Source organism: Halorhodospira sp. 9628 (assembly GCF_022228075.1).
Classification (GTDB): domain Bacteria; phylum Pseudomonadota; class Gammaproteobacteria; order Nitrococcales; family Halorhodospiraceae; genus Halorhodospira; species Halorhodospira halophila_A.
The window spans coordinates 184,097-209,852 of the sequence record NZ_JAJNRF010000004.1; the positions used below are offsets into that span (position 1 = coordinate 184,097).

General features: G+C 69.8%; 24 protein-coding genes. 7 read left to right on the forward strand and 17 right to left on the reverse strand.

Annotated elements, in window-relative coordinates; all coding sequences use genetic code 11:
* The 11 genes from LRG10_RS06415 to gyrA all read right to left on the reverse strand — a co-directional run bounded on the left by LRG10_RS06415 (position 1) and on the right by gyrA (position 12,589).
* Positions 1-294 (reverse strand): LapA family protein, encoded by a 294-nt coding sequence (locus LRG10_RS06415; protein ID WP_201168646.1) that lies wholly within the window; start codon positions 292-294, stop codon positions 1-3.
* A 34-nt stretch (positions 295-328) separates the two neighbouring features.
* Positions 329-637, reverse strand: a complete 309-nt coding sequence (locus LRG10_RS06420) for an integration host factor subunit beta (protein ID WP_201168648.1) — start codon at positions 635-637, stop codon at positions 329-331.
* 73 nt (positions 638-710) lie between these two features.
* Entirely contained in the window at positions 711-2,393 is a 1,683-nt protein-coding gene (gene rpsA, locus LRG10_RS06425) for a 30S ribosomal protein S1 (RefSeq protein WP_201168650.1), read from the reverse strand.
* Positions 2,394-2,531: 138 nt separating this feature from the next.
* Positions 2,532-3,215 (reverse strand): (d)CMP kinase, encoded by a 684-nt coding sequence (gene cmk / locus LRG10_RS06430; protein ID WP_201168652.1) that lies wholly within the window; start codon positions 3,213-3,215, stop codon positions 2,532-2,534.
* A 27-nt stretch (positions 3,216-3,242) separates the two neighbouring features.
* Positions 3,243-4,574 carry a 3-phosphoshikimate 1-carboxyvinyltransferase gene (gene aroA / locus LRG10_RS06435; protein ID WP_238634979.1) on the reverse strand — a complete coding sequence of 444 codons (1,332 nt, stop codon included), beginning with the start codon at positions 4,572-4,574 and terminating at the stop codon, positions 3,243-3,245.
* A 5-nt stretch (positions 4,575-4,579) separates the two neighbouring features.
* Positions 4,580-5,455, reverse strand: coding sequence for a prephenate dehydrogenase/arogenate dehydrogenase family protein (locus LRG10_RS06440; RefSeq protein ID WP_238634972.1), 876 nt, complete (start codon positions 5,453-5,455; stop codon positions 4,580-4,582).
* Complete coding sequence (gene hisC / locus LRG10_RS06445; protein WP_238634973.1) at positions 5,452-6,597, reverse strand: histidinol-phosphate transaminase; 1,146 nt, start codon at positions 6,595-6,597, stop codon at positions 5,452-5,454. Before hisC ends, LRG10_RS06440 begins: the two co-directional genes overlap by 4 nt.
* A gap of 3 nt (positions 6,598-6,600) precedes the next feature.
* Positions 6,601-7,689, reverse strand: a complete 1,089-nt coding sequence (pheA, locus tag LRG10_RS06450) for a prephenate dehydratase (protein WP_201168662.1) — start codon at positions 7,687-7,689, stop codon at positions 6,601-6,603.
* 9 nt (positions 7,690-7,698) lie between these two features.
* Entirely contained in the window at positions 7,699-8,868 is a 1,170-nt protein-coding gene (locus LRG10_RS06455; RefSeq protein WP_201168665.1) for a phosphoglycerate dehydrogenase, read from the reverse strand.
* 5 nt (positions 8,869-8,873) lie between these two features.
* Entirely contained in the window at positions 8,874-9,953 is a 1,080-nt protein-coding gene (serC, locus tag LRG10_RS06460; RefSeq protein ID WP_201168667.1) for a 3-phosphoserine/phosphohydroxythreonine transaminase, read from the reverse strand.
* Between the two features lie 74 nt (positions 9,954-10,027).
* Complete coding sequence (gyrA, locus tag LRG10_RS06465; protein ID WP_201168669.1) at positions 10,028-12,589, reverse strand: DNA gyrase subunit A; 2,562 nt, start codon at positions 12,587-12,589, stop codon at positions 10,028-10,030.
* Positions 12,590-12,670: 81 nt separating this feature from the next.
* Between gyrA and LRG10_RS06470 the strand changes: the two genes are divergently transcribed.
* Entirely contained in the window at positions 12,671-14,398 is a 1,728-nt protein-coding gene (locus LRG10_RS06470) for a potassium/proton antiporter (protein WP_238634974.1), read from the forward strand.
* A gap of 273 nt (positions 14,399-14,671) precedes the next feature.
* On the opposite strand, the gene mtnA is transcribed toward LRG10_RS06470, so the two are convergent.
* Entirely contained in the window at positions 14,672-15,736 is a 1,065-nt protein-coding gene (mtnA, locus tag LRG10_RS06475) for an S-methyl-5-thioribose-1-phosphate isomerase (RefSeq protein WP_238634975.1), read from the reverse strand.
* 38 nt (positions 15,737-15,774) lie between these two features.
* Between mtnA and LRG10_RS06480 the strand changes: the two genes are divergently transcribed.
* The 4 genes from LRG10_RS06480 to LRG10_RS06495 are packed head-to-tail and all read left to right on the forward strand — an operon-like array spanning position 15,775 to position 19,414.
* Entirely contained in the window at positions 15,775-17,100 is a 1,326-nt protein-coding gene (locus LRG10_RS06480; protein ID WP_201168678.1) for a TRZ/ATZ family hydrolase, read from the forward strand.
* Between the two features lie 26 nt (positions 17,101-17,126).
* Positions 17,127-17,861, forward strand: a complete 735-nt coding sequence (gene ubiG / locus LRG10_RS06485) for a bifunctional 2-polyprenyl-6-hydroxyphenol methylase/3-demethylubiquinol 3-O-methyltransferase UbiG (RefSeq protein ID WP_201168681.1) — start codon at positions 17,127-17,129, stop codon at positions 17,859-17,861.
* Entirely contained in the window at positions 17,861-18,553 is a 693-nt protein-coding gene (locus LRG10_RS06490; RefSeq protein WP_201168684.1) for an HAD family hydrolase, read from the forward strand. Before ubiG ends, LRG10_RS06490 begins: the two co-directional genes overlap by 1 nt.
* A 9-nt stretch (positions 18,554-18,562) precedes the next feature.
* Positions 18,563-19,414: a squalene/phytoene synthase family protein gene (locus tag LRG10_RS06495; RefSeq protein WP_238634148.1), complete on the forward strand. Its 852-nt coding sequence runs from the start codon at positions 18,563-18,565 to the stop codon at positions 19,412-19,414.
* A gap of 306 nt (positions 19,415-19,720) precedes the next feature.
* Here LRG10_RS06495 and LRG10_RS06500 read toward each other — a convergent pair whose 3' ends face one another.
* The gene (locus LRG10_RS06500; protein WP_201168725.1) at positions 19,721-20,302 is read right to left on the reverse strand and encodes an HD domain-containing protein; all 582 of its coding nucleotides are present in this window, start codon (positions 20,300-20,302) and stop codon (positions 19,721-19,723) included.
* 536 nt (positions 20,303-20,838) lie between these two features.
* Between LRG10_RS06500 and LRG10_RS06505 the strand changes: the two genes are divergently transcribed.
* Positions 20,839-21,615, forward strand: a complete 777-nt coding sequence (locus tag LRG10_RS06505; protein WP_201168728.1) for an SDR family NAD(P)-dependent oxidoreductase — start codon at positions 20,839-20,841, stop codon at positions 21,613-21,615.
* Positions 21,612-22,316: an endonuclease gene (locus LRG10_RS06510; RefSeq protein WP_201168731.1), complete on the forward strand. Its 705-nt coding sequence runs from the start codon at positions 21,612-21,614 to the stop codon at positions 22,314-22,316. Before LRG10_RS06505 ends, LRG10_RS06510 begins: the two co-directional genes overlap by 4 nt.
* Here LRG10_RS06510 and rluB read toward each other — a convergent pair.
* From rluB to LRG10_RS06530, 4 genes are read right to left on the reverse strand one after another with little or no spacing between them, the layout of a single operon-like run.
* The gene (gene rluB, locus LRG10_RS06515; protein ID WP_201241374.1) at positions 22,264-23,100 is read right to left on the reverse strand and encodes a 23S rRNA pseudouridine(2605) synthase RluB; all 837 of its coding nucleotides are present in this window, start codon (positions 23,098-23,100) and stop codon (positions 22,264-22,266) included. The genes LRG10_RS06510 and rluB overlap by 53 nt on opposite strands.
* A complete protein-coding gene (gene scpB / locus LRG10_RS06520; RefSeq protein WP_370641544.1) occupies positions 23,090-23,707 on the reverse strand; it encodes an SMC-Scp complex subunit ScpB in 618 nt (205 codons plus the stop codon). Before scpB ends, rluB begins: the two co-directional genes overlap by 11 nt.
* 2 nt (positions 23,708-23,709) lie before the next feature.
* On the reverse strand, positions 23,710-24,537 hold the full coding sequence (locus tag LRG10_RS06525) for a ScpA family protein (RefSeq protein WP_201168739.1): 828 nt from the start codon (positions 24,535-24,537) through the stop codon (positions 23,710-23,712).
* Positions 24,534-25,691 (reverse strand): tryptophan--tRNA ligase, encoded by a 1,158-nt coding sequence (locus tag LRG10_RS06530; RefSeq protein WP_238637316.1) that lies wholly within the window; start codon positions 25,689-25,691, stop codon positions 24,534-24,536. Before LRG10_RS06530 ends, LRG10_RS06525 begins: the two co-directional genes overlap by 4 nt.
* Positions 25,692-25,756: the final 65 nt, after the last annotated feature.

The following is a 25,756-nucleotide window of genomic DNA, read 5'->3' on the forward strand; positions in this document are numbered from 1 at the left end:
TCAGTCACTGTCTCCCAGCGGCACGCGGCGCATGGCCTGCAGCTGCCGCTCGGCGTAGCCGAGCTGCCGCCGGAGCCGGGAGACTTCGCGGCGACGGCGCCAGACGGCGCCGATGCTGGTCAGGGCGCCGAGGGCGGCGCCGACGATGAGCGTGATCACCAGGGCCACGGACAGCGCCACCTGGAACTCCGCGAAGAAGACATCCACGGCGACCGGATCCGCATTCAGCACGGAGAAGGCAAGCCCGATAAGAATGATCAGAAGGATACCGATGATGGCGAATATGCGTCGCATGGGCCGGCTCTCACCCTCTATGGCTGGAAACGATTCACTGCGAGCGCAGCGGCGCCTGGTGGCGGCTGCTGTTTACGCGCTCCCGCAGCTCCTTACCCGGCTTGAAGTGTGGCACGTACTTGGCTGGCAGCGCCACGGGTTCTCCGGTCTTGGGGTTGCGGCCCATCCGCGCTGGGCGGTGGTGGAGGGAAAAGCTCCCGAAGCCGCGGATCTCGATCCGCTCGCCGTTGGCCAGGGTCTCGCTCATGTGCTCGAGCATCTTCTTGACCGCGTCTTCAACGTCCTTGTGAGCCAGATGCGGCTGCTTGGACGCAATGGCCTCAATGAGCTCGGACTTCGTCATGGGTCGGGGGTCTCTGCTTGCTGGCTCGGATCGGCGGGACCGGGGGGCGCACGGCCCCCCGGGGTCACCGGACTCAGTTGTCCTGGTTGCCCTTCATCTGCTCCTTGAGCAGATCGCCGAGCTGCGTGGTGCCGGCACTCGGCCCCGGGCGGGCGTGCTCCTGCACCGCCACCTGCTCCTCCTCGGCCTCCTGGGCACGCAGGGAGAGGTTGACCGTGCGGTTGCGACGATCGACGCCGACGAACTTGGCCTCGAGCTCCTGCCCCTCCTCAAGGACCGAGCGGGCGTCCTCGACGCGCTCCTTGGCCAGGTCCGAGGCGCGGATGTAGCCCTCGACACCGCCGCCGACGTCCAGGGTCGCGCCCTTGGCCTCGACGGAGAGGATCTTGGCCTTGACCGTGGCGCCCTTCTGGTGGTCGGCCAGCCACTGGCTCAGCGGATCCTGCTCCAGCTGCTTGATGCCCAGCGAGATGCGCTCACGCTCGGGGTCGATCGACAGGACGACGGTCTCGACCTCCTCGCCCTTGCGGTAGTTGCGCACCGCCTCCTCGCCGGCCTCGTCCCAGGACAGGTCGGAGAGGTGAACCAGGCCGTCGATGCCGCCCTCCAGGCCGACGAAGATGCCGAAATCGGTGATCGACTTGATCTGACCGACGACGCGATCGCCCTTGGCGTATTTGGCGGCGAACTCATCCCACGGGTTCGGCTGACACTGCTTCATACCCAGCGAGATGCGGCGGCGCTCCTCGTCGATGTCGAGGATCATCACCTCGACGTCGTCGCCGACCGCAACCAGCTTCGCCGGATTGACGTTCTTGTTGGTCCAGTCCATCTCGGAGACGTGGACCAGGCCCTCGACGCCCTCCTCGATCTCGACGAAGCAGCCGTACTCGGTGATGTTGGTGACCTTGCCCGGCACGCGCGCCCCCTCCGGGTAGCGCTGCGCGATGGCCTCCCACGGGTCAGCGCCGAGCTGCTTGAGGCCGAGCGAGACGCGGTTGCGCTCGCGGTCGAACTTGAGCACCTTGACCTCGATCTCCTGGCCGACCTCGACCACCTCCGAGGGGTTCTTGACCCGGCGCCAGGCCATGTCGGTGATGTGCAGCAGGCCGTCGATGCCGCCGAGGTCGACGAAGGCGCCGTAGTCGGTCAGGTTCTTGACGATGCCCTTGAGGGTCTCGCCCTCCTGGAGCTTCTCGAGCAGGGCCTCGCGCTCGGCGCTGTACTCCTCCTCGACCACCGCGCGGCGGGAGACCACCACGTTGTTGCGACGGGCATCGAGCTTGATGACCTTGAACTCGAGGTCCTTGCCTTCCAGATAGGTGGTGTCGCGCACGGGGCGGATGTCCACCAGGGAGCCGGGCAGGAAGGCGCGGATGTGGCCCAGATCGACGGTGAAACCGCCCTTGACCTTGCCGCTGATCTGACCGGACACGGTCTCGCTGTTCTCGTAGGCCTTCTCGAGGGCACGCCAGGCGTAGGCGCGCTTGGCCCGCTCGCGGGAGAGCCGCGTTTCGCCGAAGCCGTCCTCGACGGTGTCGAGGGCCACCTCGACCTCGTCGCCGACGTTCACCTCCAGGTTCCCGGCCTCGTCATAGAACTGCGAGACAGGGATCACCGCCTCGGACTTGAGGCCGGCGTTGACGATCACGTCCTCGTTGTCGATCCCCACGACCTTCGCCGTAACAATGGCGCCAGGCCGCATATCGGTGTTCGCAAGGCTCTCCTCAAAGAGTTCCGCAAAGCTTTCGGTCATCGCTCAGTCGATCCAGGACCGTGTCACGGTCAGTTGTTGGTGGTGGATTTCGGCGGCCACGGCCGCCGGCCCTTCCTTTAATACGATTTACGGCCGCCTGCCACCCCGCGGGGGGCGGCGGCGACGCGCTTGTGCCGATTATCCCAGCCGTCCCCGCACTTGCGCCAGTACCCGTTCGATCACCGTTTCGATGGCCAGGCCAGTGGTATCCAGGTATTCGGCGTCCGGGGCGGGCTTCAGTGGCGCCGTGGTACGGGAGGCGTCGCGTCGGTCTCGCTCGGCTATCTCTTCCGACAGGCTCGCAAGGCTAACATCGGCCCCCTGCTCCTTCAACTGGTTATAGCGCCGCCGCGCGCGCTCCTCGGCGCTGGCGGTGAGAAAGACCTTCACCGGCGCGTCGGGGAAGACCACGGTGCCCATATCGCGGCCGTCGGCCACCAGCCCCGGGGGGCGGCGGAAGTCGCGCTGACGCTGCAGGAGGGCGTCACGCACCGCCTGCAGAGCCGCCACCTGCGAGGCCAGGGCCCCGGTGGTCTCGGTGCGCAGCTCGGCCGAGACGTCGTCGCCGTCGAGGAGGATCCGCTCCGCCCCGTCGGCGACCCGAAACTCCGCCGGCAGCACGGCCGCCAGCTCGGCGGCCCGCGGCGCATCGTCGGCGGCCACACCCTGGCGCTGGCAGTAGAGCCCGGTCAGGCGGTAGAGCGCACCGCTGTCCAGGAAATGCCAGCCGAGGGCAAGCACCACGGCCTTGGCCACGGTGCCCTTTCCGGCCCCGCTGGGGCCGTCGATGGCAAGTACGGGAGGGGGATTGGTCTGGGTCATGAAGTTTCAGGTTTCGACGGTTAGGGTTCAGGGGGTATGGGCGGGCCCGGCGTCGACCTCCACCCCCATCCCCAGCCGGCGCAGCAGTTCCACAAAACCGGGGAAGGAGGTGCGCACGTTCTCGCAGGACTCGATCGCCACCGGGGCCTCGGCACGCAGGGCGGCGATGGCGAAGGCCATGGCGATGCGGTGGTCGGTATGACTGTGCACCTGCCCACCGTCGAGCACCGGCCGGCCGACGATGCGGGCCCCATCCTCGCGAGGCTCGACCGTCACCCCCAGCGCCTGCAGGCCCTCGGCCATCACCGCGATGCGGTCGGACTCCTTAACGCGCAGCTCGGCGGCGCCGGTGAGCAGCGTCTCGCCCTCGGCGCAGGCGGCCGCGATGAACAGCGCCGGGAACTCGTCGATGGCCAGTGGCACCAGCTCCTCGGGGATGGCGATGCCACGCAGCCCGGCGGAACGCACCCGCAGGTCCGCCACCGGCTCGCCACCGACCTCGTCGGTACCCAGCACCTCGATATCGGCGCCCATGCGCCGGAGGATCTCCACCACGCCGGTGCGGGTGGGATTCCAGCCGACATGGCGCAGGGTCAGGTCCGAGCCCGGGGCAATGCTCGCCGCGACCAGCAGGAAGGCGGCCGAGGAGATGTCCGCCGGGACGTCGACGCGGGTCCCGTACAGACGCCGCCCGCCCTCCAGGCAGACCGTGGCCAGATCGCGGGAGACCGGGTAACCGAACCCCTGGAGCATGCGCTCGGTGTGATCGCGGGTGGGGGCCGGCTCGGTGACGCAGGTGTGGCCGGCAGCGCGCATGCCGGCGAGCAGCAGCGCCGATTTCACCTGGGCGCTGGCCACCGGCAGCGTGTAATCGATGCCGGTCAGCGGGCTGTCTCCGTGGATGCGCAGCGGAGCGGTGCCGGCCTCGCTGGTGGTGATCCGCGCGCCCATCTCCGCCAGGGGCTCGGTGACCCGGCGCATCGGGCGACGGTTGAGCGAGGCATCGCCGGTGAGCACGGTGTCGAACGGCAGCCCGGCCAGCAGTCCGGCGAGCAGGCGCATGGAGGTGCCGGAGTTGCCCACGTCCAGCTCGGAGGCTGGCGGACGCAGCCCTTCCCAGCCCACCCCGTGGACCGTCACCGCGCCGTGCTCCGGACCGTCGATGGCCACGCCGAGGCCGCGGAAGACCTCGATGGTGGCCAGGACGTCGGCCCCCTCGAGCAGACCGGTGACCTGCGTGGTGCCATCGGCCAGGGCGCCGAGCATCACCGCCCGGTGGGAGATCGACTTGTCCCCGGGGACCCGGGCCTCGCCGCGGATCGCCCCGCCCGGGGCGACCCGCCAGTTCTCGTTTTGCATCGCACTCACGAGCGCCCCTCCAGCAAGCGCAGGAAGCCGGCGCGGGCCTCCTGGGCATTCTCGAACACACGCAGGACCCGATCGTCGTCACCGGCGGCCAGCGCGTCGGTCAGCCGCCCCAGATCCTCCTGGTAGCGGCGCAGTGCCGCGACCACATGCGCCCGGTTGGCGGTGCAGATATCCCGCCACATGGCCGGATCCGACGAGGCGATGCGGGTGAAGTCGCGGAAACCACCGGCGGCGTACTCAAAGATCTCCTGCCGGTCATCCCAGCCGGCCAGGGCATCCACCAGCGCATAGGCGAGCGCGTGCGGCAGATGGGAGGTGGCCGCCAGGACCTCATCGTGGTGATCGGCCTCCATGCGCACGACTTGGGCACCGGCCGCCCGCCACATGGCCGCGACGCGCTCGACCGCCTCCTCGGGGTTCTCCGCCGTGGGGGTCAGGATGACCCGACGGCGATCGTAGAGTTCGGCGAAGGCGGCCTCCACGCCGCTGTTCTCGGTGCCGGCGATCGGGTGGCCGGGCACCAGCCACGCCGGCGGCGTCCCGTAGACGGCACGGGCGTCCTCGATCACCGAGCCCTTGACGCTCCCGGCGTCGGTCACCACGGTACCGGGCTCCACCGCCCCCTCGAGGGCGGCCAGAACCCCGCGCATGGCACGCAGCGGCACGCAGATCACCACCAGACCGGCGCCTCGAACCGCCTCGGCCGGATCGTGGCAACCGCGGTCGATCACCCCCAACGACCGGGCACGCTCCAGGTTGGCGGCGCTGCGCCCGCAGCCGACCACCTCCTCCACCGCCGCATGGCGGCGCAGGGACAGGGCCAGCGATCCACCGATCAGGCCCACGCCGATGATCGCCAGGCGCCGGATCACGCCGTACCTCCGTGCAACTGCCGGGAGAGCGCGGCCAGGAAGGTGCGGTTCTCCACCGGCGTGCCCACGCTCACACGCAGGTGCCCGGGCAGGTCGTAGGCGTCCACCGGGCGGACGATAACCCCGCTGCGCAGCAGCCCCTCGTTGAGCTCCGCCGCCCGATCCCCTGCGTCGAAGGTCAGGAAGTTGCCGGCGGACGGCAGCGGGGCGAAGCCCAACTCCTCCAGGCCGCGGCGCAGTACCGCGCGCTGCTCGGTGTTGAGCGCCACCGAACGCTCCAGGTACTCGCAGTCGGCCAGCGACGCGACCGCCGCCGCCTGGGCCGGGCCCGAGCAGTTGAACGGCTGGCGCACGCGGTTCATCAGCTCGGCAACCGCCGGATGCGACAGGGCGTAGCCGGCCCGCAGGCCGCCGAGGCCGTGGACCTTCGAGAAGCTGCGGGTGACGATGAGATTCGGGTAATCGTCGAGCCAACGACTGGCATCGGGGTAGTCCGCCTCCTCCACCGCGTACTCGAAGTACGCCTCGTCGACCACCGCCAGGGTCGTCGCCGGCACGGCGTCGAGAAACCGGCGCAGCGCCTCGCCCCCGACCCAGGTGCCGGTCGGGTTATTGGGGTTGGCGACGAAGACCACCTGGACCGATTCGTCCGTGGCGGCGGCCATCGCCTCCAGGTCGTGGCCGCGGGGCTGCTCCGGGTGCCCGGCGGGTAACGCCGGTACCACCCGGGCCTCGGCCCCCGCCGCCTGGGTCACGATCGGGTAGACGGCGAAGGCGTGGGCCGAGAAGACTGCGCGGCGTCCAGGGCCGAGAAAGGTCTGCGCCACGAGGGCGAGGACATCGTTGGAGCCGTTGCCCAGCGTCACCCGCCCCGGATCCACCCCGTGGCGCTCGCCGATGGCGTGCCGGAGTTCGAAGCCGTTGCCGTCCGGGTAGCGGTGACCGGCCTGGACCGCGGCGGTGGCGGCCTGCGCCGCCCGCGGCGAGGGCCCCAGCGGGTTCTCGTTGGAGGCGAGCTTGATCACCTCCTCGACACCGTAGTCGCGGCGCAGCTCTTCGATGGGCTTGCCGGGTTCATACGGGGCAAGCCCGCGTACACCCGGATTGGCCAGATCGAGAAATGCGGATTCGGATGCAGCCATGGATCAGATCGCCCTTGGATAGGAGCCGAGAACACGGAAGAGGCTGGCACGCTGGCGCATCTCCTCCAGGGGGCCGCGCAGGTGCTCGTCCTCGGCGTGCCCGAGGATGTCGATGAAGAACACGTACTCCCACACCCCCTGCTGGCGCGCCGGACGCGACTCGATCCGGGTCATGTCGATGCCGTTGCGCGCCAGCGGCTCAAGGAGCTGGAAGAGCAGCCCGGAGCGGTTGGCGCTGGAGACCACCAGCGAGGTCTTGTCGTGACCACTCGGCGGCGGGGACTGGTAGCCGAGAACCAGAAAGCGGGTGGTGTTGCCGTGGTAGTCCTCGATGCGCTCCTGGAGCAGCGGCACGCCGTAGCGCTCCGCCGCCGCCTCGCTGGCGATGGCCGCGGCGTTGGGCTCCAGGGCCGCCAGCCGGGCCGCCTCGGCGGTGCTGGAGACCGGATGGCGCTCGGCCTGCGGCAGATGGGTCTCGAGCCAGGCGCGGCACTGCGAGAGCCCCTGCTGGTGCGAGTAGACCCGCTCGACCGAGGTCAGCCCACCGGCGTGGCTGGCCAGGGCGTGGTGGATGCGCAGCTCCACCTCGCCAACGATGGCCAGCTCCGAGTCCAGGAAGCGGTCCAGGGTGTGGCTAACCACCCCCTCGGAGGAGTTCTCCACGGGGACCACGCCGTAGTGCGCCGCCCCCGATTCCACCTCGCGGAATACGCCGCCGATGGTGGCCTGAGGCGACATGCCGGCATCGTGGCCGAAGTGCTTGCTGGCCGCCTCTTCGGTGAAGGTGCCCTGCGGGCCGAGGAAGGCGACGGTCAGCGGCTGCTGCAGCGCCCGGCACGCGGACATGACCTCGCGGAAGAGGACCGTGACCTGCTCACGGGTCAGCGGCCCCCGGTTGCGCTCGACGAGCCGCCGCAGGATCTCCGCCTCCCGCTCAGGCCGGTAGACCTTAAGCGCTTCACCGCGGCGGGCCTTGGCGCGGGCCACCTCCTCAGCCAGGCGAGCCCGCTCGCTGACCAGCTCGAGGATCTGGTCGTCGATCCCGTCGATCCGTTGCCGCAGCGCGGCCAGGTCGTCATTGTCGACGGACATCGCTCCCCCTCAGCGGATCACGCGGACCTTCAGAACCCCCTCGATGCCGCGCAGTTCCTCGGCCACCGCTTCCGGCACCTCGCCCTCGACGTCCACCAGGGTGTAGGCCAGGCGTTCCTGCGCCTTGTTGAACATGTCGTCGATGTTCAGACCGTGCTGCGCCAGCAGACTGGAGATCTGACCGAGCATGTTCGGCACGTTGGCGTTGACCACGCACAGGCGGTCGCCCTTGCCGCTGCGCGGCATGCTCATATCCGGGAAGTTGACCGCGTTGCGCACGTTGCCGGTCTCCAGGTAATCGCGCACCTGATCGGCCACCATGATGGCGCAGTTCTCCTGGGCCTCGTGGGTCGATGCCCCGAGGTGCGGCAGCGTCACCGCCCGCGGATGGTCCTTGACGGCATTGCTGGGGAAGTCGCTGACGTAGGCGTGCAGACGCTCCTCGTTGAGTGCCTCGAGCACGTCGCCCTCATCCACCACCTCGGCGCGCGAGAAGTTGAGCAGCGTAGCCCCCTGGCGGGCCTGGGCCAGGCGCGAGGCATTGATCAGCCCCCGGGTGGCGTCGATCAGCGGCACGTGGATGGTGATCATGTCCGAGCGCGCCATGACATCGCCCACGCTGTGCGCCGCCTCGACCCCGGAGTCCAGGGCCCAGGCGGCATCCACGGTGATCTGCGGGTCGAAACCGACGACCTTCATGCCCAGGGCCCGGGCGGTATTGGCCACCTGGACGCCGATGGCGCCGAGGCCAACCACGCCCAGGGTGCGCCCGGGCAGCTCAAAGCCGACGAAGCGCTTCTTGTTGGCCTCCATGGCCTCATGCAGCTCGGCGTCGCTGCCCTGCAGGCCCCGGGCATACTCCCAGGCCGGACAGATGTTGCGCGCGGCCAGGAACAACCCGGCGATGACCAGCTCCTTAACCGCGTTGGCGTTGGCACCCGGGGCATTGAACACCGGCACGCCGCGCTCGGTCATGTCCCCGACCGGGATGTTGTTGACGCCCGCCCCGGCGCGGCCGATGGCCACCACGGAATCGGGAACCTCCTGGCCGTGCAGGTCGGCGGAACGGACCAAGATGGCGTCCGGGTGCGCGATGTCCGAGGAGGTCTCGAAACGCTCGCGGGGCAGCCGGTCCAGGCCCTTCACCGAGATGTTGTTCAGCGTGAGGATGCGGTACATGGGATTCACCCGTTTCGCCTCTCGAAGTCGGCCATGAACTCGATCAGCCGGTCGACACCGGCTTCGGGCATGGCGTTGTAGATCGAGGCCCGCATGCCACCCACCGAGCGGTGCCCCTTGAGGGTGGTCAGACCGGCCGCCTCGGCCTCCTCGAGGAAGGTCTTGTCGAGGCTGTCGTCGGCGAGCACGAAGGGTACGTTCATCCACGAGCGCGCCTGCGGGTCCACCGGGTTGCTGTAAAAGCCGGAACCGTCGATGGCGTCGTAGAGCTTCTGCGCCTTGCGGTGGTTGATCTCGGCCATCGCCTCGAGCCCGCCGAGCTCCTTGAGCCACTGGAAGACCAGCCCGGCAATGTAGAGCGGATAGGTGGCCGGCGTATTGAGCATGGAGTCGGCGTCGACCTGCTGCTTGTAGTCCCAGACCGTGGGGGTCTGCGGCATCGCCTGGCCGATCAGGTCCTCGCGGACGATGACCAGGGTCACGCCGGCCGGGCCGATGTTCTTCTGCGCCCCGGCGTAGATCAGGCCGTAGCGGCTGACGTCGATGGGCCGCGACAGCAGCGTCGAGGACATGTCGGCGACCAGCGGCTTGTCCCCGACGTCCGGCAGCCAGTGGAACTCCACGCCGCTGATCGTCTCGTTGGGGGTGAAGTGGACGTAGGCGGCGTCGTCGGAAAGCTGCCACTGCGACTGCGGCGGGATGTGCATCATGTCCGGCTCGCCGGAGGCGGCGACGTTAACGTCGCAGAACTTCTTCGCCTCGGCGATGGCCTTCTTGGACCACTGCCCGGTGTAGATGTAGTCGGCGCGCTGCCCGCCACGGAGCAGGTTCATCGGAATGGCCGAGAACTGGCCAGTAGCACCGCCCTGGAGAAAGAGCACCTTATAGTTGTCCGGGATCTGCAGCAGTTCCCGCAGGTCGGCCTCGGCCTTCTCGGCGATGGAGACGTACGCCTTGCCACGGTGGCTCATCTCCATGACCGACATGCCGGTGCCGTGCCAGTCGAGCATCTCGTCGGCGGCCTGGCGCATCACCGCCTCGGGGAGCATGGCCGGACCGGCGCTGAAGTTGAAGACTCTACTCATGCGGTGATCCTCGGTTGCGAAACACGAATTCCCGGGGCCCCGGGCGGCGCTGCCGCCCGGCGGCCCGCGACTCCCTAGGCCTCGGGCGCCTCCGGCGCCTCCGTCTCGGCCAGCCCCTCGACCCGCTCGAGGCCGACCAGCTGCTCATCCTCGTCGAGGCTGATGAGTTTCACCCCCTGGGTGTTGCGCCCGACCCGCGAGACATCGGCCACCGGGGTGCGCACCAGCGTACCGCTGCGGCTGACCAGCATGATCTCGTCGTCCTCGGCGGCCTGCACGGCACCGACCACCCGGCCGTTGCGCTCGGTGGTGCGGATGCAGATCACGCCCATGCCGCCCCGGCCCCGCCGCGGGTAGTCGGCCACCGGGGTGCGCTTGCCGTAGCCGTGCTCGGTGGCGGTGAGGATATCCCCCTCGCCGAGGATCAGCAGCGCGATCACCCGCTGGCCGGATTCCAGGCGGATGCCGCGCACGCCGCCGGCGGTCCGGCCCATGGCACGAACATCCGACTCGTGGAAGCGCAGCGCCTTGCCCGCGTCGGAGAGCAGCATCACCTCGCGATCGCCGTTGGTGATCTCGGCATCCACCAGGGTGTCGTCACCGCGCAGCTCCAGGGCGATGATGCCGCTGGAGCGCGGCCGCGAGAAGTGCGACAGGGGCGTCTTTTTGACCGTGCCGTTGCGCGTGGCCATGAAGACGAAGTGGTTCTCGTCGAACTCGCGCACGGGGACGACGGCGTTGATGCGCTCATCCTCCTCAAGGGGCAACAGGTTGACCATCGGCCGCCCGCGCGAGGTGCGGCTGCCCTGCGGCAGCTCGTAGACCTTGCGCCAGTAGCACTTGCCGGTGCTCGAGAAGCACAGCAGCGTGTCGTGGGTGTTGGCGATGAACAGCTTGTCGATGAAGTCCTCGTTCTTCATCGCGGTGGCGCTCTTGCCCCGGCCGCCGCGGCGCTGCGCGCGGTAGCCGTCCAGCGGCTGCGCCTTGACGTAGCCGTGGTGCGAGAGCGTGACCACCATGTCCTCCTCGCTGATCAGATCCTCCAGCGAGAGCTCGGCGGTATCCTCGCGGATCTCGGTCTTGCGCTCGTCGCCGTACTGATCCCGGATCGCCACCAGTTCCTCGCGGATGACCTCCATCAGCCGCTCGCCGCTGTCGAGGATGTGGATCAGCTCGGCGATCCGCTCGAGGAGGTTGCTGTACTCCTCGACGATCTTGTCCTGCTCCATGGCCGTCAGGCGGTGCAGGCGCAGGTCGAGGATCGCCTGGGCCTGCGCCTCGGAGAGGCGGTAGATGCCCGAGTCGGCATCGAGACCGAAGTGATCGGCCAGCTCCTCCGGGCGCGTGGCGGCGGCCCCGGCGCGCTCGAGCATCTCGGTAACCACCCCGGGGCGCCAGTCCCGGGCGACCAGCTCGGCCTTGGCCTCCGCCGGCCCCGAAGAGCCCTTGATCAGCGCGATGACCTCGTCGATGTTGGCCAGGGCGACCGCCAGCCCCTCGAGCACGTGGGCGCGCTCGCGGGCCTTGCGCAGCTCGTAGATGGTGCGCCGGGTGACCACCTCGCGGCGGTGACGGATGAAGGCTTCAAGCACCTGCCGGAGGTTGAGCGTACGCGGCTGGCCCTCGTGCAGCGCCACCATGTTGATGCCGAAGACCGTCTGCATCTGCGTGTGGCGATAGAGGTTGTTGAGCACGATCTCACCGGCCTCGCCGCGCTTGAGCTCGAGGACGATGCGGATGCCTTCCTTGTCCGATTCATCGCGCAGCTCGGAGATGCCCTCGAGGCGGCGCTCCTTGACCAGCTCGGCGATCTTCTCGACCAGCCGCGCCTTGTTGACCTGATAGGGCAATTCGGTGACCACGATGCGCTCGCGGTCCGCGGTCATCTCCTCGACCTCGGCACGGGCGCGCAGGACCATGCGCCCGCGACCGGTGCGGAAGGCCTGATGGATGCCGGCGGTACCGAAGATGATGCCGCCGGTGGGTAGGTCCGGGGCCGGAACATACTCGATGAGCGACTCGACGGGCAGCTCCGGGTCGTCGACCAGGGCCACGCAGGCGTCGATCACCTCGCGCAGGTTGTGCGGCGGGATGTTGGTGGCCATGCCCACGGCGATGCCGGAGCCGCCGTTGATGAGCAGGTTGGGCAGACGCGTCGGCAGCACGTGGGGCTCTTGCTCGGAGCCGTCGTAGTTGTCGACGAAGTCCACCGTCTCCTTGTCGATGTCGGCGAGCAGCTCGTGCGCCAGGCGCGCCATGCGCACCTCGGTGTAGCGCATCGCTGCCGGCGAGTCGCCGTCGATGGAGCCGAAGTTGCCCTGGCCGTCCACCAGCCGGTAGCGCATGCTGAAGGTCTGGGCCAGGCGCACAATGGTGTCGTAGACCGCGGCATCACCGTGGGGGTGGTACTTACCGATGACGTCACCGACCACACGCGCCGACTTCTTATACGGCTTGTTGTAGTCGTTGCCCAGTTCGCGCATGGCGTAGAGGACACGCCGGTGCACGGGCTTGAGGCCGTCGCGGACATCGGGAAGGGCACGCCCGACGATTACGCTCATGGCGTAATCGAGGTACGACTGCCGCATCTCGTCTTCGAGGTTTACAGGGAGGATCTCGCGGGCAACGCCGGTCATGCGCTCTTCTCAAGACTCTCCAGGGGAAAAGGTCGATGGTACCATACCGCCGCCCAACCGGGAGCGCAGGGAGCCGTCCGCTTGGACCTGACCAATCAACTTATCCTGTTCGGCGCCGCACTGCTGCTGGTGAGCATCCTCGCCAGCGTGGTCTCGGACCGCGTCGGCGCCCCGATGCTGCTGGTCTTCCTGGCCATCGGCATGCTCCTCGGTGAAGAGGGGCTGTTCGGGATCGACTTCGACGACATTCAGGCCGCCCATCTGATCGGCAGCCTGGCGCTGGCCATCATCCTCTTCGACGGCGGCCTGCGCACCCAGGCCTCCACCTTCCGGGTGGCCCTCAAACCGGCGCTCACCCTGGCCACCGTGGGCGTGATCATCACCGCCGGCATCACCGGCGGGGTGCTGGCCTGGGCCTTCGACCTCGACTGGAAACAGGGCCTGCTGATCGGCGCCATCGTCGGCTCCACCGACGCGGCGGCCGTCTTCGGACTGCTCCACGCCCGCGGACTGGAGCTCAAGCAGCGCGTGGCCGCCACGCTGGAGATCGAATCGGGCTCCAACGATCCGATGGCGATCTTTCTGACCATCATGCTGGTCGAGATCCTCGTCCAGCAGCCGGATCTGCTCGCCGCCGCCGCGGCGCTCGAGTTCGTCCAGCAGCTCGGCCTCGGCGCCGCCTTCGGCGCCCTCGGCGGCCTCACCCTGGCCTGGCTGATCAACCGCATCAACCTGACACCCGGGCTCTACCCCCTGCTGGCGCTCGGCGGCGGCCTGGCCATCTTCGGCGGGGCCGCGGTCCTCGGCGGCAGCGGCTTCCTGGCCGTCTACCTGGCCGGGCTGATCGCCGGCAATCGGCGGCTGCAGGCGGCGCAGAACATCCGCCGCTTCCACGACGGTTTCGCCTGGCTGGCGCAGATCACCATGTTCGTGGTGCTCGGGCTGCTGGTCACGCCCTCGGAGCTGCTACCCGTTGCCGCCCAGGGCCTGCTCGCCGCCGCGGTGCTGATCCTGGTCGCCCGCCCCCTGGCGGTCTTCGCCTGCCTGGCCCCCTTCCGGTTCCCCTGGCGCGAGCAACTGTTCATCTCGTGGGTGGGCCTGCGCGGCGCGGTGCCCATCATCCTCGGGCTCTTCCCGCTGCTGGCCGGGATTGAGCAGGCGGAGCTGTTCTTCAACGTGGCCTTCTTCGTGGTGCTGGTCTCGCTGGTGGTTCAGGGCTGGACCATCGCGCCGGCGGCGCGGCTGCTCGGCCTTGAGGTGCCGCCGGACAGTGGCGCCACCCAGCGTCAGGTGATCGACGTCCCGCACCAGACCGACTACGCGTTCATCGCCTACCGGATCACCGAGAGTTCGCCGGCGCTCTACGAGCCGATCAACCGGCTCAACCTGCCGTCATCGGCCCAGCCGGTGGCGCTGTTCCGCGAGGGCGAGGCGCTGCAACACCCAAGGCGCGAGGTGCTGCGCCCGCGGGACTATCTGTACCTGCTGGCCCTGCCCCGGGACATCGCGGATCTGGACCGCCTGTTCGTTGCTCCCAGCGGGCCGGCCTACCTGGCGGAGCAGCGCTTCTTCGGCGAGTTCACGCTGGACGGCTCGGCGCGGCTGGGGGACATCGCCACCGCCTACGGCATCTCCATGCCCAGCGGTGCCCGGCCGGAGCAGTCGCTGAGCGACTATCTGCTGTGGATCTTCAACAACCGGGCGGTGGTCGGTGACCGGGTGCGGATCGACAACCTGCAGTTCACCATCCGGGAGATCCAGGATGGGCGCATCGCCAAGGTGGGCATGCGCATCGGGCAAAAGGGCTGACGGGGCCTGCCACAGCGGCCCGCCGCCGAAGTAGCCCGCGCGGTAGTCGGGGCAATTCGGGCTCGCCGAACGCGCCCCTGCGGGGTTCCCTGTGCTGCTCGCCCGCGCAGGGCCGCGCTCAAAGGAACGGCGCTGACGCGCCGTTCTGCGCTGAGCGCTGACCAGCGCGAACCGGGAAAGGTTCGCGCTGGCCCCCTGCTTGGGCTGCGCTGCTCGGCGCGTTCGGAATGCGCCCGAATTGCCCCGACTACCGCGCAGGGCCGCTTCGACGACTCAGCCAGCGCCCTCGAGCAGGCGGGCCATGCCGTCGGCGTCCGGCTGATGGACCACACCGCGCTCGGTGACGATGACATCCACCAGCTCCGCCGGCGTGACATCGAAGACCGGATTCCAGGCGCCGACCCCCTCGGCCTTCGGCGCGACCCGCTGGCCGCCGGCGTACAGGACCTCCCGGGCGTCCCGCGTCTCGATGGGGATCTGCTCACCGGTGGCCGTCTCCGGATCGATGGTCGAGGTGGGAGCCACCACCATGAATCGCACCCCGTGCTGGCGCGCCGCCAGGGCCACGGCGTAGGTGCCGATCTTGTTGGCCACGTCCCCGTTGGCTGCAATGCGATCGGCACCGACGATCGCCCAGTGCACCTGTCCGGTGCGCATCAGGGCAGCCGCGGCGCCGTCGGCCAGCAGCTCCACCGGGATGCCGTCGGCGGCCAACTCCCAGGCGGTCAACCGAGCCCCCTGCAGCCACGGCCGGGTCTCGTCGGCGAAGACGCGCTCGATTCGGCCATCCGCCCAGGCGGTGCGGATCACGCCCAGCGCCGTGCCCAGACCGCCGGTGGCCAGCGAACCCGTGTTGCAGTGAGTCAGCACCCCGCTGCCCGGCTGGATCAGCCCGGCGCCGGAGCGGCCCATGCGCTGGTTGGCTGCAACATCCTCGGCGTGGATGGCGTGGGCCTCGGCAAGCAGGGCCGACGCCGGATCCTCGTCCTCCGACAGCCGCGAGGCGCAGGTCTCCATGCGCGCCAGGGCCCAGGCGAGGTTGACGGCCGTCGGCCGCGAGCGGCGCAGGGCATCCAGATCCTCGGCCATACCAGCCTGCCACCCGGCGCCGTGGGTTCGCCAAGCCGCAGCACCGGCCAGGGCCGCACCATAGCCGGCGGCCACCCCGATCGCCGGCGCGCCACGCACCACCATGTCGGTGATCGCCTGGGCGACGGCCGCAGCGTCGGTGCAGCAGACGTACTGTTCCTGACCGGGCAGCAGACGCTGATCGAGCAGATAGAGCCCCTCGTCGCGCCACTCCAGCGCCCGGACCGTGTCGTGGGAGGCGGTATTCAAGTCGTGGTACCCTCGCTGCAGTAAAAACGGAGCGTATTATGGAACGTGTCGACACTCTGATCCACGCCCGCTGGGTCATCCCGGTCGAGCCGAGCGGCAGCGTGCTCGAGGACCACGGGGTCGCCATCCGCGACGGACGTATCGTAGCCGTCGCCGGCAACGACGAGCTGCGCGGGAGCTACCGGGCGGATACCCAGCACGATCTCGGCGAGCACGTCCTCATCCCCGGGCTGATCAACGCCCATACGCACACCGCGATGACCCTGCTGCGCGGCATGGCCGACGACCTGCCGTTGATGACCTGGCTCACCGAGCACATCTGGCCGGCCGAGCAGCGCTGGGTCAGCGAGGCCTTCGTGCGCGACGGCAGCACCCTGGCGATGGGCGAGATGCTCCGCGGCGGGGTGACCTGCTTTAACGACATGTACTTCTACCCCGAGGTGACCGGCGAGGCCGCCCGTCAGGTGGGCATGCGTGCCCAGCTCGGGATGATCGTCATCGGCGTACCCAGCGGCTACGCGCAGAGCCTGGACGAGTACCTGGAAAAGGGCCTGGCGCTGCACGAGCGTTTCCGCGACGAGCCGCTGGTGCGCACCCTGTTCGCGCCCCACTCGCCCTACACCGTGGATGACGGGTTCCTGGGGCGGATCGGCGAGCACGCCGAGCGCCTGGACGTTCCCGTACACATCCACGTCCAGGAGACCGCGGACGAGGTCCAGCAGAGCCTGCGCGAAACCGGCAAGCGCCCCCTGCAGCGCCTCGAGGAGGTCGGCCTGGTCTCACCGCGGCTGCTCGCCGTGCACGCCACACAGCTCGAGCAGACCGAGATCGAACGCCTGGCCGCCGCCGGCGCGCACGTGCTGCACTGCCCGGAGGCCAACCTGAAACTGGCCAGCGGCTTCTGCCCGGCAGCCGCACTGACCCGCGCCGGTGTCAACGTCGCCCTGGGCACCGACGGTGTGGCCAGCAACAACGACCTCGACCTCATCGGCGAGATGCGCACCGCCGCCCTGCTGGCCAAGGCGGTCTCCGGCGATGCCGCCGCCCTGCCCGCCGAGCAGGCGCTGGCCATGGTGACCATCAACGCCGCGCGCGCCTTCGGCCTGGAGGAGGAGATCGGCTCCATCGAACCCGGCAAGTCGGCGGACCTGACCGCCATCTCGCTGGCCGATCTCAACCAGCACCCGATCTACAACCCCCTCTCGCAGCTGGTCTACGCCGCCAACCGCCAGCACGTCACCGACGTCTGGGTGGCCGGCGAGCCCCGCGTGCGCGACGGGCAGCTGACCACGCTGGACCCGGCCGAGACCATTGCCCGGGCCGAGCAGTGGCGGGAACGGATCGCAGCGGAGCGGGCTCAGTGAGGGCCAACGGTAACGGAGGGCAGCCCATGAACCAGGCCGACCCGGGCAGCGAGCGCAACGAGGACACCCGCGAAACAGCGCAGTTCGATGCCACCGGCGACTGGTGGGAGCCGGACGGCAGCCAGCGGGCCCTGCACGACATCAACCCGGTGCGCCTGGAGTGGCTGGAGGCACGGCTCGACGGGCTGGCCGGCAAGCGCATCCTCGATGTCGGCGCCGGCGGCGGCCTGCTGGCCGAGGCCATGGCGCGCCGCGGCGCCCAGGTACTCGGCATCGACACAGCCCGCCAGGCACTGCAGACCGCCAAGCTGCACGCGCTGGAGGCGGAGATCACCGGCGTCGACTACCGCCAGTGCACGGTGGAAGAACTGGCCGAGGAGGCGCAGCGCGGGGAGGTCGAACCCTTCGACGCCGTGGTCTGCATGGAGATGATCGAACACACCCCGCGCCCGGAGTCGGTGGTGGCCGCCATCGCCACGCTACTGCGCGACGGCGGCGATGCCTGCTTCTCGACCATCAACCGCACCCTGCGTGCCTACGCCCTGGCCATCGTCGGCGCCGAATACATCCTCGGTCTGCTGCCCCGGGGCACGCACCAGCATGAGCGCTTCGTGCGCCCCTCGGAGCTGACCCGCTGGGGGCGCCCCCAAGGGCTGGTACTCCAGGAGGTCACGGGGCTGGGCTACAACCCATTCACCCGCACGGCGTGGCTGAAGCAGGACACCTCGGTGAACTACTTCGCCCACCTGCGCAAGCATTGATGAACACGCGGCGCGGCGTCCTCTTCGATCTCGACGGAACCCTGGTCGACACGGCACCGGATCTGATCGCCTGCGTCCAGGAGCTGCTCGCCGAGGCGGGGCGGCCGCCGGCGCCGACGGGTGCGCTGCAGACCACGGTCTCCCACGGCGCACGGATCATGGTCAGCCACGCCTTCTCGGTACCCCCAAGCGACCCGCACGCGGTGGCCCTCGAGCAGGAGCTGGTCCGGCGCTACCGGGCCCGCATCGCCGATGAGAGCCGGCTCTTCCCGGGCATGGCCGCGGTGCTCGACACCCTCGAGGGGCAGGACATCCCCTGGGGTATCGTGACCAACAAACCGACGCACCTCACCGAACCGCTGCTCGAGCGCCTGGCACTGGACACGCGCGCCGGGGCGGTGGTCTGCGGCGACACGCTGGACCGGGCCAAGCCCCACCCCGACCCGATCCGGCACGCCGCCGCCACGCTGGGCTGCGCCCCCGAGGCGTGCTGGAGCCTGGGCGATGCCCGCCGGGATATCGACGCGGCGGTGGCCGCCGGCGCCCGCGGGCTGGTGGCCCTATTCGGCTATCTGCACGCCGGCGACCGCCCGGCCCTGTGGGGCGCCCACGGGCTGATCCGCCAACCCGCGGAGCTGCTGGGTTGGCTTGAGCCCGAAGCAGGCGCCAGACTCGACCGCTCCGCTGTCTGAAACCGCGCCATGCCCGCACCCGCCATCCCCGACGACCTGTTGGCCCGGACGGCCCCGCCGGGCTCCAGCCTAGACTACGCCCTGCGCCTGGCACCGGAGCAGCAGCGCCGGCCGCTGCAGGCGATTGCGGCGTTCACCAGTGAGATCCGGCGCATCCCGCTGAGCACTCAGGAGCCCGACGTGGCCCGGGCCAAGCTGCATTGGTGGCGCACCGAGCTGGCGCGGATCCTCGAAGGGGGCGGCGAGCACCCACTGGCCGCCCCCCTGGCCGCAGCGGTCCACGATGACCAGCTGCCGGGCGCGGAGCTGCGCGCCGTGCTCGATGAGGCCGACCGCACCCTGGACGGCGACCGGCCCGACACCTTCGCCGAGCAGCGCGAGCTGACCGAGCGCCACGCCGCGGCCCCGCTACGCCTGGCCGCCCGGGTTCTGGTCGGCGACGACTCGGCCACCGGGTACGCGACGGCACTGGGCAGCGCCATCGCATTGACCCGCAGCCTGCGTCTGCAGGGGCTGGCCGCCCGTTACGGCGACAGCGACCTACCCCGGGAGACCCTGCGCGGGGCCGGAGTGCCGGCGGAGGGAGCACTGCTCCAAGCCGATGGGACGGCCCTGCCCTCGCTGCTCCGGGCGCTGGACGCCCAGGCCGGGGCCATCGAGCCGCTGTTCTCGGCCGCGGGCCGGCGGGCGCCGACGGACCGCGCCGCGGCGCGTGCGCTACGCCCGGTGACGGCGTACGCCGCGCTGCATCAGGCCCTGCTCCTGGAGATCCGTCGCCGCGGGCCGGCGGAGCTGATCCGCGGCCGGCTGACGCTGACGCCGCTGCGCAAGGTGTGGGTCGCCTGGCGGGGGCGGCTGTAGCCTAAGGCGCCCCCCCCGCCGTCGCCCCCTGTTTCAGCCCCCCGTCGCTCCCTGTGTCAGGCCCCCGGGCCGGATCGGCGGACGCGCCCCTGCGGGGTTCCCTGTGCTGCTCGCCCGCGCAGGGCCGCGCGCAAAGGAACGGCGCTGGCGCGCCGTTCTGCGCTGCGCGCTGACCAACGCGAACCAGGAAAGGTTCGCGCTGGCCCCCTGCTTGGGCTGCGCTGCTCGGCGCGTCCGCAAGGATCCGGCCCGGGGGCCTGAAACAGGGGAGGTCCATCGAGCCCTCCCAGGCAGCGGCGCCCCTCCTCAGGCAGGCGTGCCCCGGGGGTCCGTCTCCACTGCGAAGCACTTCGCCTCGGCAGCCACCAACTCCTTGGCGGCAAGCATCCGCACCGGCGGACTGGCTTGGCCAAGGGACTCATAGAGAGCCCGGCACTCCGGGACGTAATGACGCGCAAAGGCCAGATCGTGATCAGCAATGGAGGCAAGGTTGCTGGCCAGATCGGCGCACTTGATGGTCTGCACCCAGCCCGGTGCCTGGCGCAACTGCTTAACGGCGCGGGCCTTGCGCTGGTCGCGGGGCTCGCCCTCCTCGATCGCGGCGCAGGTCAGCCACATCACCCCGGAGCGAACACGCTCTCCAAACTGGGCGCAGAGCATGCCGGGCTCCAGGCCGGAGTCCTCGACAGCATCATGAAGCCAGGCCGTGATCAGGGCGTCGGTCTCCTCCGTACCGAGCCGGGTCAAGGCCGCCACCTCCGCAAGGTGCTTCCAGTACGGCTCGCCGGTATAACGCCGACGTTGATCGCGGTGGATGTACATGGCGAGGGTGATGGCTTCGTAGAGGCGTTGCTCGTCGCGGGCCGATGGCTGCTGCGAATCGGTCATGGGCCTGCTCTCGCGGTCTGTGGTGGCCGACAGGTCATTTTGCTGCATCTACTTTACCGGTTTCGCAACCTGCTGCCCATGCAAGGGTGTAGGAGTTAGGGGGGGCGGCGGCTAAGCGTTGCTTGCTCGTATCGCCGTCGACACAGGCAGTCGCCCCTGTTTCAGGCCCCTGGGCCGGATCCTTGCGGACGCGCCGAGCAGCGCAGCCCAAGCAGGGGGCCAGCGCGAACCTTTCCTGGTTCGCGCTGGTCAGCGCGCAGCGCAGAACGGCGCGTCAGCGCCGTTCCTTTGCGCGCGGCCCTGCGCGGGCGAGCAGCACAGGGAACCCCGCAGGGGCGCGTCCGCCGATCCGGCCCGGGGGCCTGAAACAGGGAGCGACGGGGGGCCTTACACTGGGGCCCGACACAGGGAGCGACGGCGGGGAATACGCCCGAGGCAATGGCTACAGGCAACCCCGCCCGGCCTACCTTGCTCGCCACCGGAGCGCTGGGTAAGGTACGGCGTTTCCCGTCGTTCACCACCATCAGGGGATAACCGTGGCCGAACAAGCGTTGATCTCCGCCGACTACCAGCCCGCCGAAGACGCCTTCGACGGGCGCGTCATCCTGGTCACCGGCGCCACTGGCGGTATCGGCAGCGCCGTCTGCCGCCGGCTCGCCGCCGCCGGCGCCACGGTTGTCATCCTCGACAAGGACCTCAAGGCGCTCGAGAGCCTCTACGACCGCATCGTCGAGGACAACCACCCAGAACCGGCGATCTACCCCATGAACCTCGAGGGCGCCACCTTCGACAACTTCCCCGAGGTCGCGCAGCGTATCCGCGAGGGCCTCGGCCGCCTCGATGGCCTGCTCCACGCCGCGGCCACCATGGGCAAACCGGCGCCCGTCGAACTCTACGACATGGAGACGTGGTACAAGACCCTCCAGGTCAACCTCAACGCCGCCTTCATGCTCACTCAAGCGTGCCTGCCGCTGCTGCGCGAGTCCGACCGGGGCAGCATCGTGTTCACCAGCGATGCCAGCGGCCGGAATGGCCACAAAGCCTACGGAGGCGCCTACGCCGTCTCCAATGCCGGGCTCGAGGGCCTGATGCGGGTGCTCGCCGCGGAGCTGGCCGAGACGACGAGCGTCTGCGTCAACACCCTCGACCCGGGCATTGTCGCCACCGGGCTGAGGCAGAAGGAGTTCCCCTTCGAGAACCCCCTCGACCTGACCCAGCCGCAGCAGGTGGCCGGCGCCTTCCTGCGCCTGCTCGGGCCCGACGGGCGCAGCCACCACGGTCAGGCGCTGAGCGTCGAGCCGGCACCGGCGTGAGCGCGCCCTCGCCGCGCCCCCACCCCGGCCTGACCGGTGAGCGGCTACGCTGGCTGCTTGAGCAGCTGGTCGCCCACCACGGTGAACAGCACTGGTGGCCGGCAGAAACCGCCTTCGAGGTACTGGTCGGGGCCGTGCTGACCCAGAACACCGCCTGGAGCAATGTCGAGCGCGCCATGGAGCAGCTCCGTGGCGCGGGGCTGCTCGATCCCGTGGCCCTGATCGAGGCCGAGGGCGACGAGGTGGCCGAGGCGATCCGGCCGGCAGGCTACTTCAACGTCAAGACCCGCCGGCTGCGCAACCTGTGCATCGCCTACCTGCAGGAGGGCTGCATGGAGGGCATGCAGCTACGGCGCACCGAGGCGCTGCGCGAGAAGCTGCTGGCGGTCAACGGCGTCGGCCGCGAGACCGCCGACGACATCCTGCTCTACGCCTTCCACCGCCCGGTGTTCGTCATCGACGCCTACACCCGGCGCATCCTCCAGCGCCTGGGCTGGATTCAGGGCGACGAGGGCTACGAACGGCTACGGGCGGGTGTCGAGGCGGCGCTGGGGCCGGACACCGCAGCCTTCAACGAGCTGCATGCCCAGATCGTGGCGCTGGGCAAGGACACCTGCCGCCCCACGCCGCGCTGTGCCGACTGCCCGCTCAGCGCCGCTTGCGCCCACGCCGCCGGCGGCGCTGGGGCGCCGTCCGCCTGACCGGCTCCGGCGGGGTCAGGCCCACGTGCTCGTAGAGTTCGCGCTTGCCGGCCTCGTCCAGCTCGCGCAGCTGGCCGCGGCGCAGATCCCGGGGCATCACCACGGGCCCGTAGCGCACGCGGATCAGACGGCTGACCGTCACCCCTTGGGACTCCCAGAGCCGGCGGACCTCGCGGCGGCGCCCCTCGGTGACGATAACGTGGAACCACGCGTTAGCGCCCTCCTGCGGCTCGTCCACCGGCATGGCCGACTCCACCACCTCGAAGTGGGCGGGGCCGTCCTCGAGTTCGACCCCACCCACCAAGCGGTGGACCATCTCCTCGGTCACCTCGCCGTGGATCCGGCAGGCGTACTCCCGCTCAACCCCCGTGGAGGGATGCATCAGGGCGTTGGCGAGTTCGCCATCGTTGGTGAACAGCAACAGCCCCTGGCTGTTGATATCCAGCCGCCCGACGGCGATCCACCGCCCGGGCGTGCGCGGCAGCCGCTCGAAGACTGTTGATCGGCCCTCGGGGTCGGAGCGGGTGGTCACTTCGCCCTCGGGCTTGTTATAGAGCAGCACCCGCCGCGGCGGCTCGCGATGGACCCGCTGCACCGTCTGCCCGTCCAGCTCCACGTGGTCACGGGGCTGCGCGCGATCGCCCAGCTTCGCCACGCGTCCCTCGATGCGCACGCGCCCGGCCTGGATGGCCGCCTCCATCTCGCGGCGCGAGCCCAGCCCGGCGCGCGCCAGCACCTTCTGCAGTTTCTCGCCCGCAGGCTGATTCCCACCGTCACTCGTCACGGGTCGCCCCCTGTTCGTCGTCGCTGGTTGCCGGATCGCCCTCGGCCTCGTCGGGCAGGCGCAGATCCAGCTCCAGATGCGCCTGATCCGGATCCTGCAGCGTGGCCAGATCCGGCAGCTGATCCAGCCCGCGCAGGTTGAAGTGCTCAAGAAACCCGCGGGTGGTGGCGTACATCGCCGGGCGCCCCGGCACGTCGCGCCGGCCCACCACGCGGATCCAGCCACGCTCCTCGAGCGTGCGGATGATCGAAGTACTGACGCTGACCCCGCGCACCTGCTCGATCTCCCCGCGGGTGATCGGCTGCCGGTAGGCAATCAGGGCCAGCGTCTCGAGGACGGCCCGCGAATAGCGTGCCGGCTTCTCCTCCCAGAGCCGCGAGACCCACGGGGCCATGTCGGCACCGACCTGGATGCGGTAGCCGCCGGCCACCTCGCGGATCTCGATCCCGCGCCCCTGGTAGTCCGCCGACAGCTCGGCCACGGCCCGGCGGATGTCGTCGCGGCTCGGCGCCCGGTCGGCATCGAACAGGCCCTGGATGCGTTCGAAGGTCAGCGCCTCGCCGGCGGCCAGCAGCGCCGCCTCGATGATGTGCTTGAGTGGTGGCATATTCATCGTGCGCGGATGTAGATCGGGGCAAAGGCGTCGGCCTGGACCAGCTCCACCATGGACTCGCGCACCAGCTCGAGCAGCGCCAGGAAGGTCACCACGACCCCGGTCCGCCCCTCCTCCACCCGGAACAGCTCCTGGAAGGGCGTGTAACGCTCCTCGCTGAGCCCGCTCAGGGTCTCGCTCATCCGCTCGCGGATGCTGATCGTCTCGCGCTCGACGTGGTGGCTCTCATTCAGCTGCGCCCGGCGCATGACCTCTGAAAGGGCCAGCAGCAGCTCGCGCAGGCTGACTTCCGGTGCCTGCGCCCGGGGCCGGCACTCCGGTGCGTCGGCGGCGGCCGGGAAGATATCCCGCCCCACGCGGGGGAGTTCGTCGATCTGCTCGGCCACCTTCTTGAAACGCTCGTACTCCTGCAGCCGGCGGATCAGTTCGGCCCGCGGATCGTGGTCCTCGTCCTCCTCGTCGTCGGCCGCCGCGGGCCGCGGCAGCAGCATGCGCGACTTGATCTCGGCGAGCATGGCGGCCATCACCAGGTACTCGGCGGCCAGCTCCAGACGCATCTCGCGCATGAGCTCGACGTACTCCATGTACTGCCGGGTGATCTCGGCGATGGGGATGTCGAGGATGTCGAGATTCTGCCGCCGGATCAGGTAGAGCAGCAGATCCAGCGGCCCCTCGAACGCCTCGAGGAAGACCTCGAGCGCGTCCGGGGGGATGTAGAGATCGTCCGGCAGCCGTCGCAGCGCCTCGTCACCGACGCGGGCCACCGGCTCACCGCCGCCCGCCGGCTCGTCAGCGGACGCCTGCCCGGCGGCGGTCTCCGTCACCGGTACTCCAGGCCCATGGCGCTGCGCACCTCGCCAAGGGTCTCGCGGGCCTCCTCGCGGGCCTGCTCACAGCCGTCAACGATGATCGAGCGCACATGCTCCGGATCTTCCTCGTACTGTCGGGCCCGCTCGCGGATCGGCGACAGCTCGGCCTCAACGGCGTCGATGATGCAGCGCTTGCACTCCAGGCAACCGATCCCGGCGGTGGTGCACCCCTCTTGGACCCACGCGCGGGTCGACTCGTCGGAGTAGACCTGATGGAAGTCCCACACCGGGCACTTCTGCGGATCGCCGGGGTCGTTACGACGCACCCGCGCCGGGTCCGTCGGCATGGTGCGCAGCTTGCGGACGACGTCGTCGGTGGGCTCGCGCAGGCCGATGGTGTTGTCGTAGGACTTGGACATCTTGCGGCCATCGAGGCCGGGCATCTTCGCGGTCGGCGTCAACAGCACCTCGGGCTCGGGCAACAGTTCCCGGGTGGTGCCGTCGAGATAGCCGAAGAGCCGCTCGCGGTCGGCGACGGTGATGTTCGGCTGCCCCTCCAGCAGGGCGTGCGCCACCTCCAGGGCCTCGCGGTCACCCTCCTGCTGATAGCGACGGCGCAGGTCGTGGTAGAGGCGCGCATTCTTCTTGCCCATCTTGCGCGCCGCCTCCTGGGCCTTCTGCTCGAAATCCGGCTCGACGCCGTAGAGGTGGTTGAAGCGGCGGGCCACCTCGCGGGTAAGTTCCAGGTGGGCCACCTGGTCCTCGCCTACCGGCACCTCGGTGGCCTTGTAGATGAGCACGTCCGCCGACTGCAGCAGCGGATACCCGAGGAAGCCGTAGGTGGACAGGTCCCGGTCGCTCAGCTGCTCCTGCTGGTCGCGGAACGTGGGCACCCGCTCGAGCCAGCCGAGGGGGGTCATCATCGACAGCAGCAGGTGGAGCTCAGCGTGCTCGGGCACCCGGGACTGGATGAACAGCCGCGCCAGCTTGGGGTTGACGCCGCAGGCCAGCCAATCGATCACCATGTCCCAGACATTGTCCCCGACCACCCAGGGGCTCTCGTAGTGGGTGGTCAGGGCGTGCCAGTCGGCCACGAAGAAGAAACACTCGTACTCGTTCTGCAGGCGCACCCAGTTCTTGAGCACGCCGTGGTAATGGCCCAGGTGCAGCCGTGGGGGGGGGGGGGGGGGCGGCCCCGGGGGGGGGGGGGGGGGGGGGGGGGTGGGGGGAAGGC

Bases quoted from the DNA above. Each gene is read 5' to 3' on its own strand.
- scpB (WP_370641544.1), bottom strand. From the start codon at position 23,707: ATGCCACCACTCAAGCACATCATCGAGGCGGCGCTGCTGGCCGCCGGC.
- pheA (WP_201168662.1), bottom strand. From the start codon at position 7,689: ATGTCCGTCGACAATGACGACCTGGCCGCGCTGCGGCAACGGATCGAC.
- cmk (WP_201168652.1), bottom strand. From the start codon at position 3,215: ATGACCCAGACCAATCCCCCTCCCGTACTTGCCATCGACGGCCCCAGC.
- gyrA (WP_201168669.1), bottom strand. From the start codon at position 12,589: ATGACCGGCGTTGCCCGCGAGATCCTCCCTGTAAACCTCGAAGACGAG.
- hisC (WP_238634973.1), bottom strand. From the start codon at position 6,597: ATGGCTGCATCCGAATCCGCATTTCTCGATCTGGCCAATCCGGGTGTA.
- LRG10_RS06495 (WP_238634148.1), top strand. From the start codon at position 18,563: ATGCCCGCACCCGCCATCCCCGACGACCTGTTGGCCCGGACGGCCCCG.
- rpsA (WP_201168650.1), bottom strand. From the start codon at position 2,393: ATGACCGAAAGCTTTGCGGAACTCTTTGAGGAGAGCCTTGCGAACACC.
- LRG10_RS06420 (WP_201168648.1), bottom strand. From the start codon at position 637: ATGACGAAGTCCGAGCTCATTGAGGCCATTGCGTCCAAGCAGCCGCAT.
- aroA (WP_238634979.1), bottom strand. From the start codon at position 4,574: ATGCAAAACGAGAACTGGCGGGTCGCCCCGGGCGGGGCGATCCGCGGC.
- LRG10_RS06455 (WP_201168665.1), bottom strand. From the start codon at position 8,868: ATGTACCGCATCCTCACGCTGAACAACATCTCGGTGAAGGGCCTGGAC.
- LRG10_RS06480 (WP_201168678.1), top strand. From the start codon at position 15,775: ATGGAACGTGTCGACACTCTGATCCACGCCCGCTGGGTCATCCCGGTC.
- LRG10_RS06415 (WP_201168646.1), bottom strand. From the start codon at position 294: ATGCGACGCATATTCGCCATCATCGGTATCCTTCTGATCATTCTTATC.
- LRG10_RS06490 (WP_201168684.1), top strand. From the start codon at position 17,861: ATGAACACGCGGCGCGGCGTCCTCTTCGATCTCGACGGAACCCTGGTC.
- serC (WP_201168667.1), bottom strand. From the start codon at position 9,953: ATGAGTAGAGTCTTCAACTTCAGCGCCGGTCCGGCCATGCTCCCCGAG.
- ubiG (WP_201168681.1), top strand. From the start codon at position 17,127: ATGAACCAGGCCGACCCGGGCAGCGAGCGCAACGAGGACACCCGCGAA.
- LRG10_RS06500 (WP_201168725.1), bottom strand. From the start codon at position 20,302: ATGACCGATTCGCAGCAGCCATCGGCCCGCGACGAGCAACGCCTCTAC.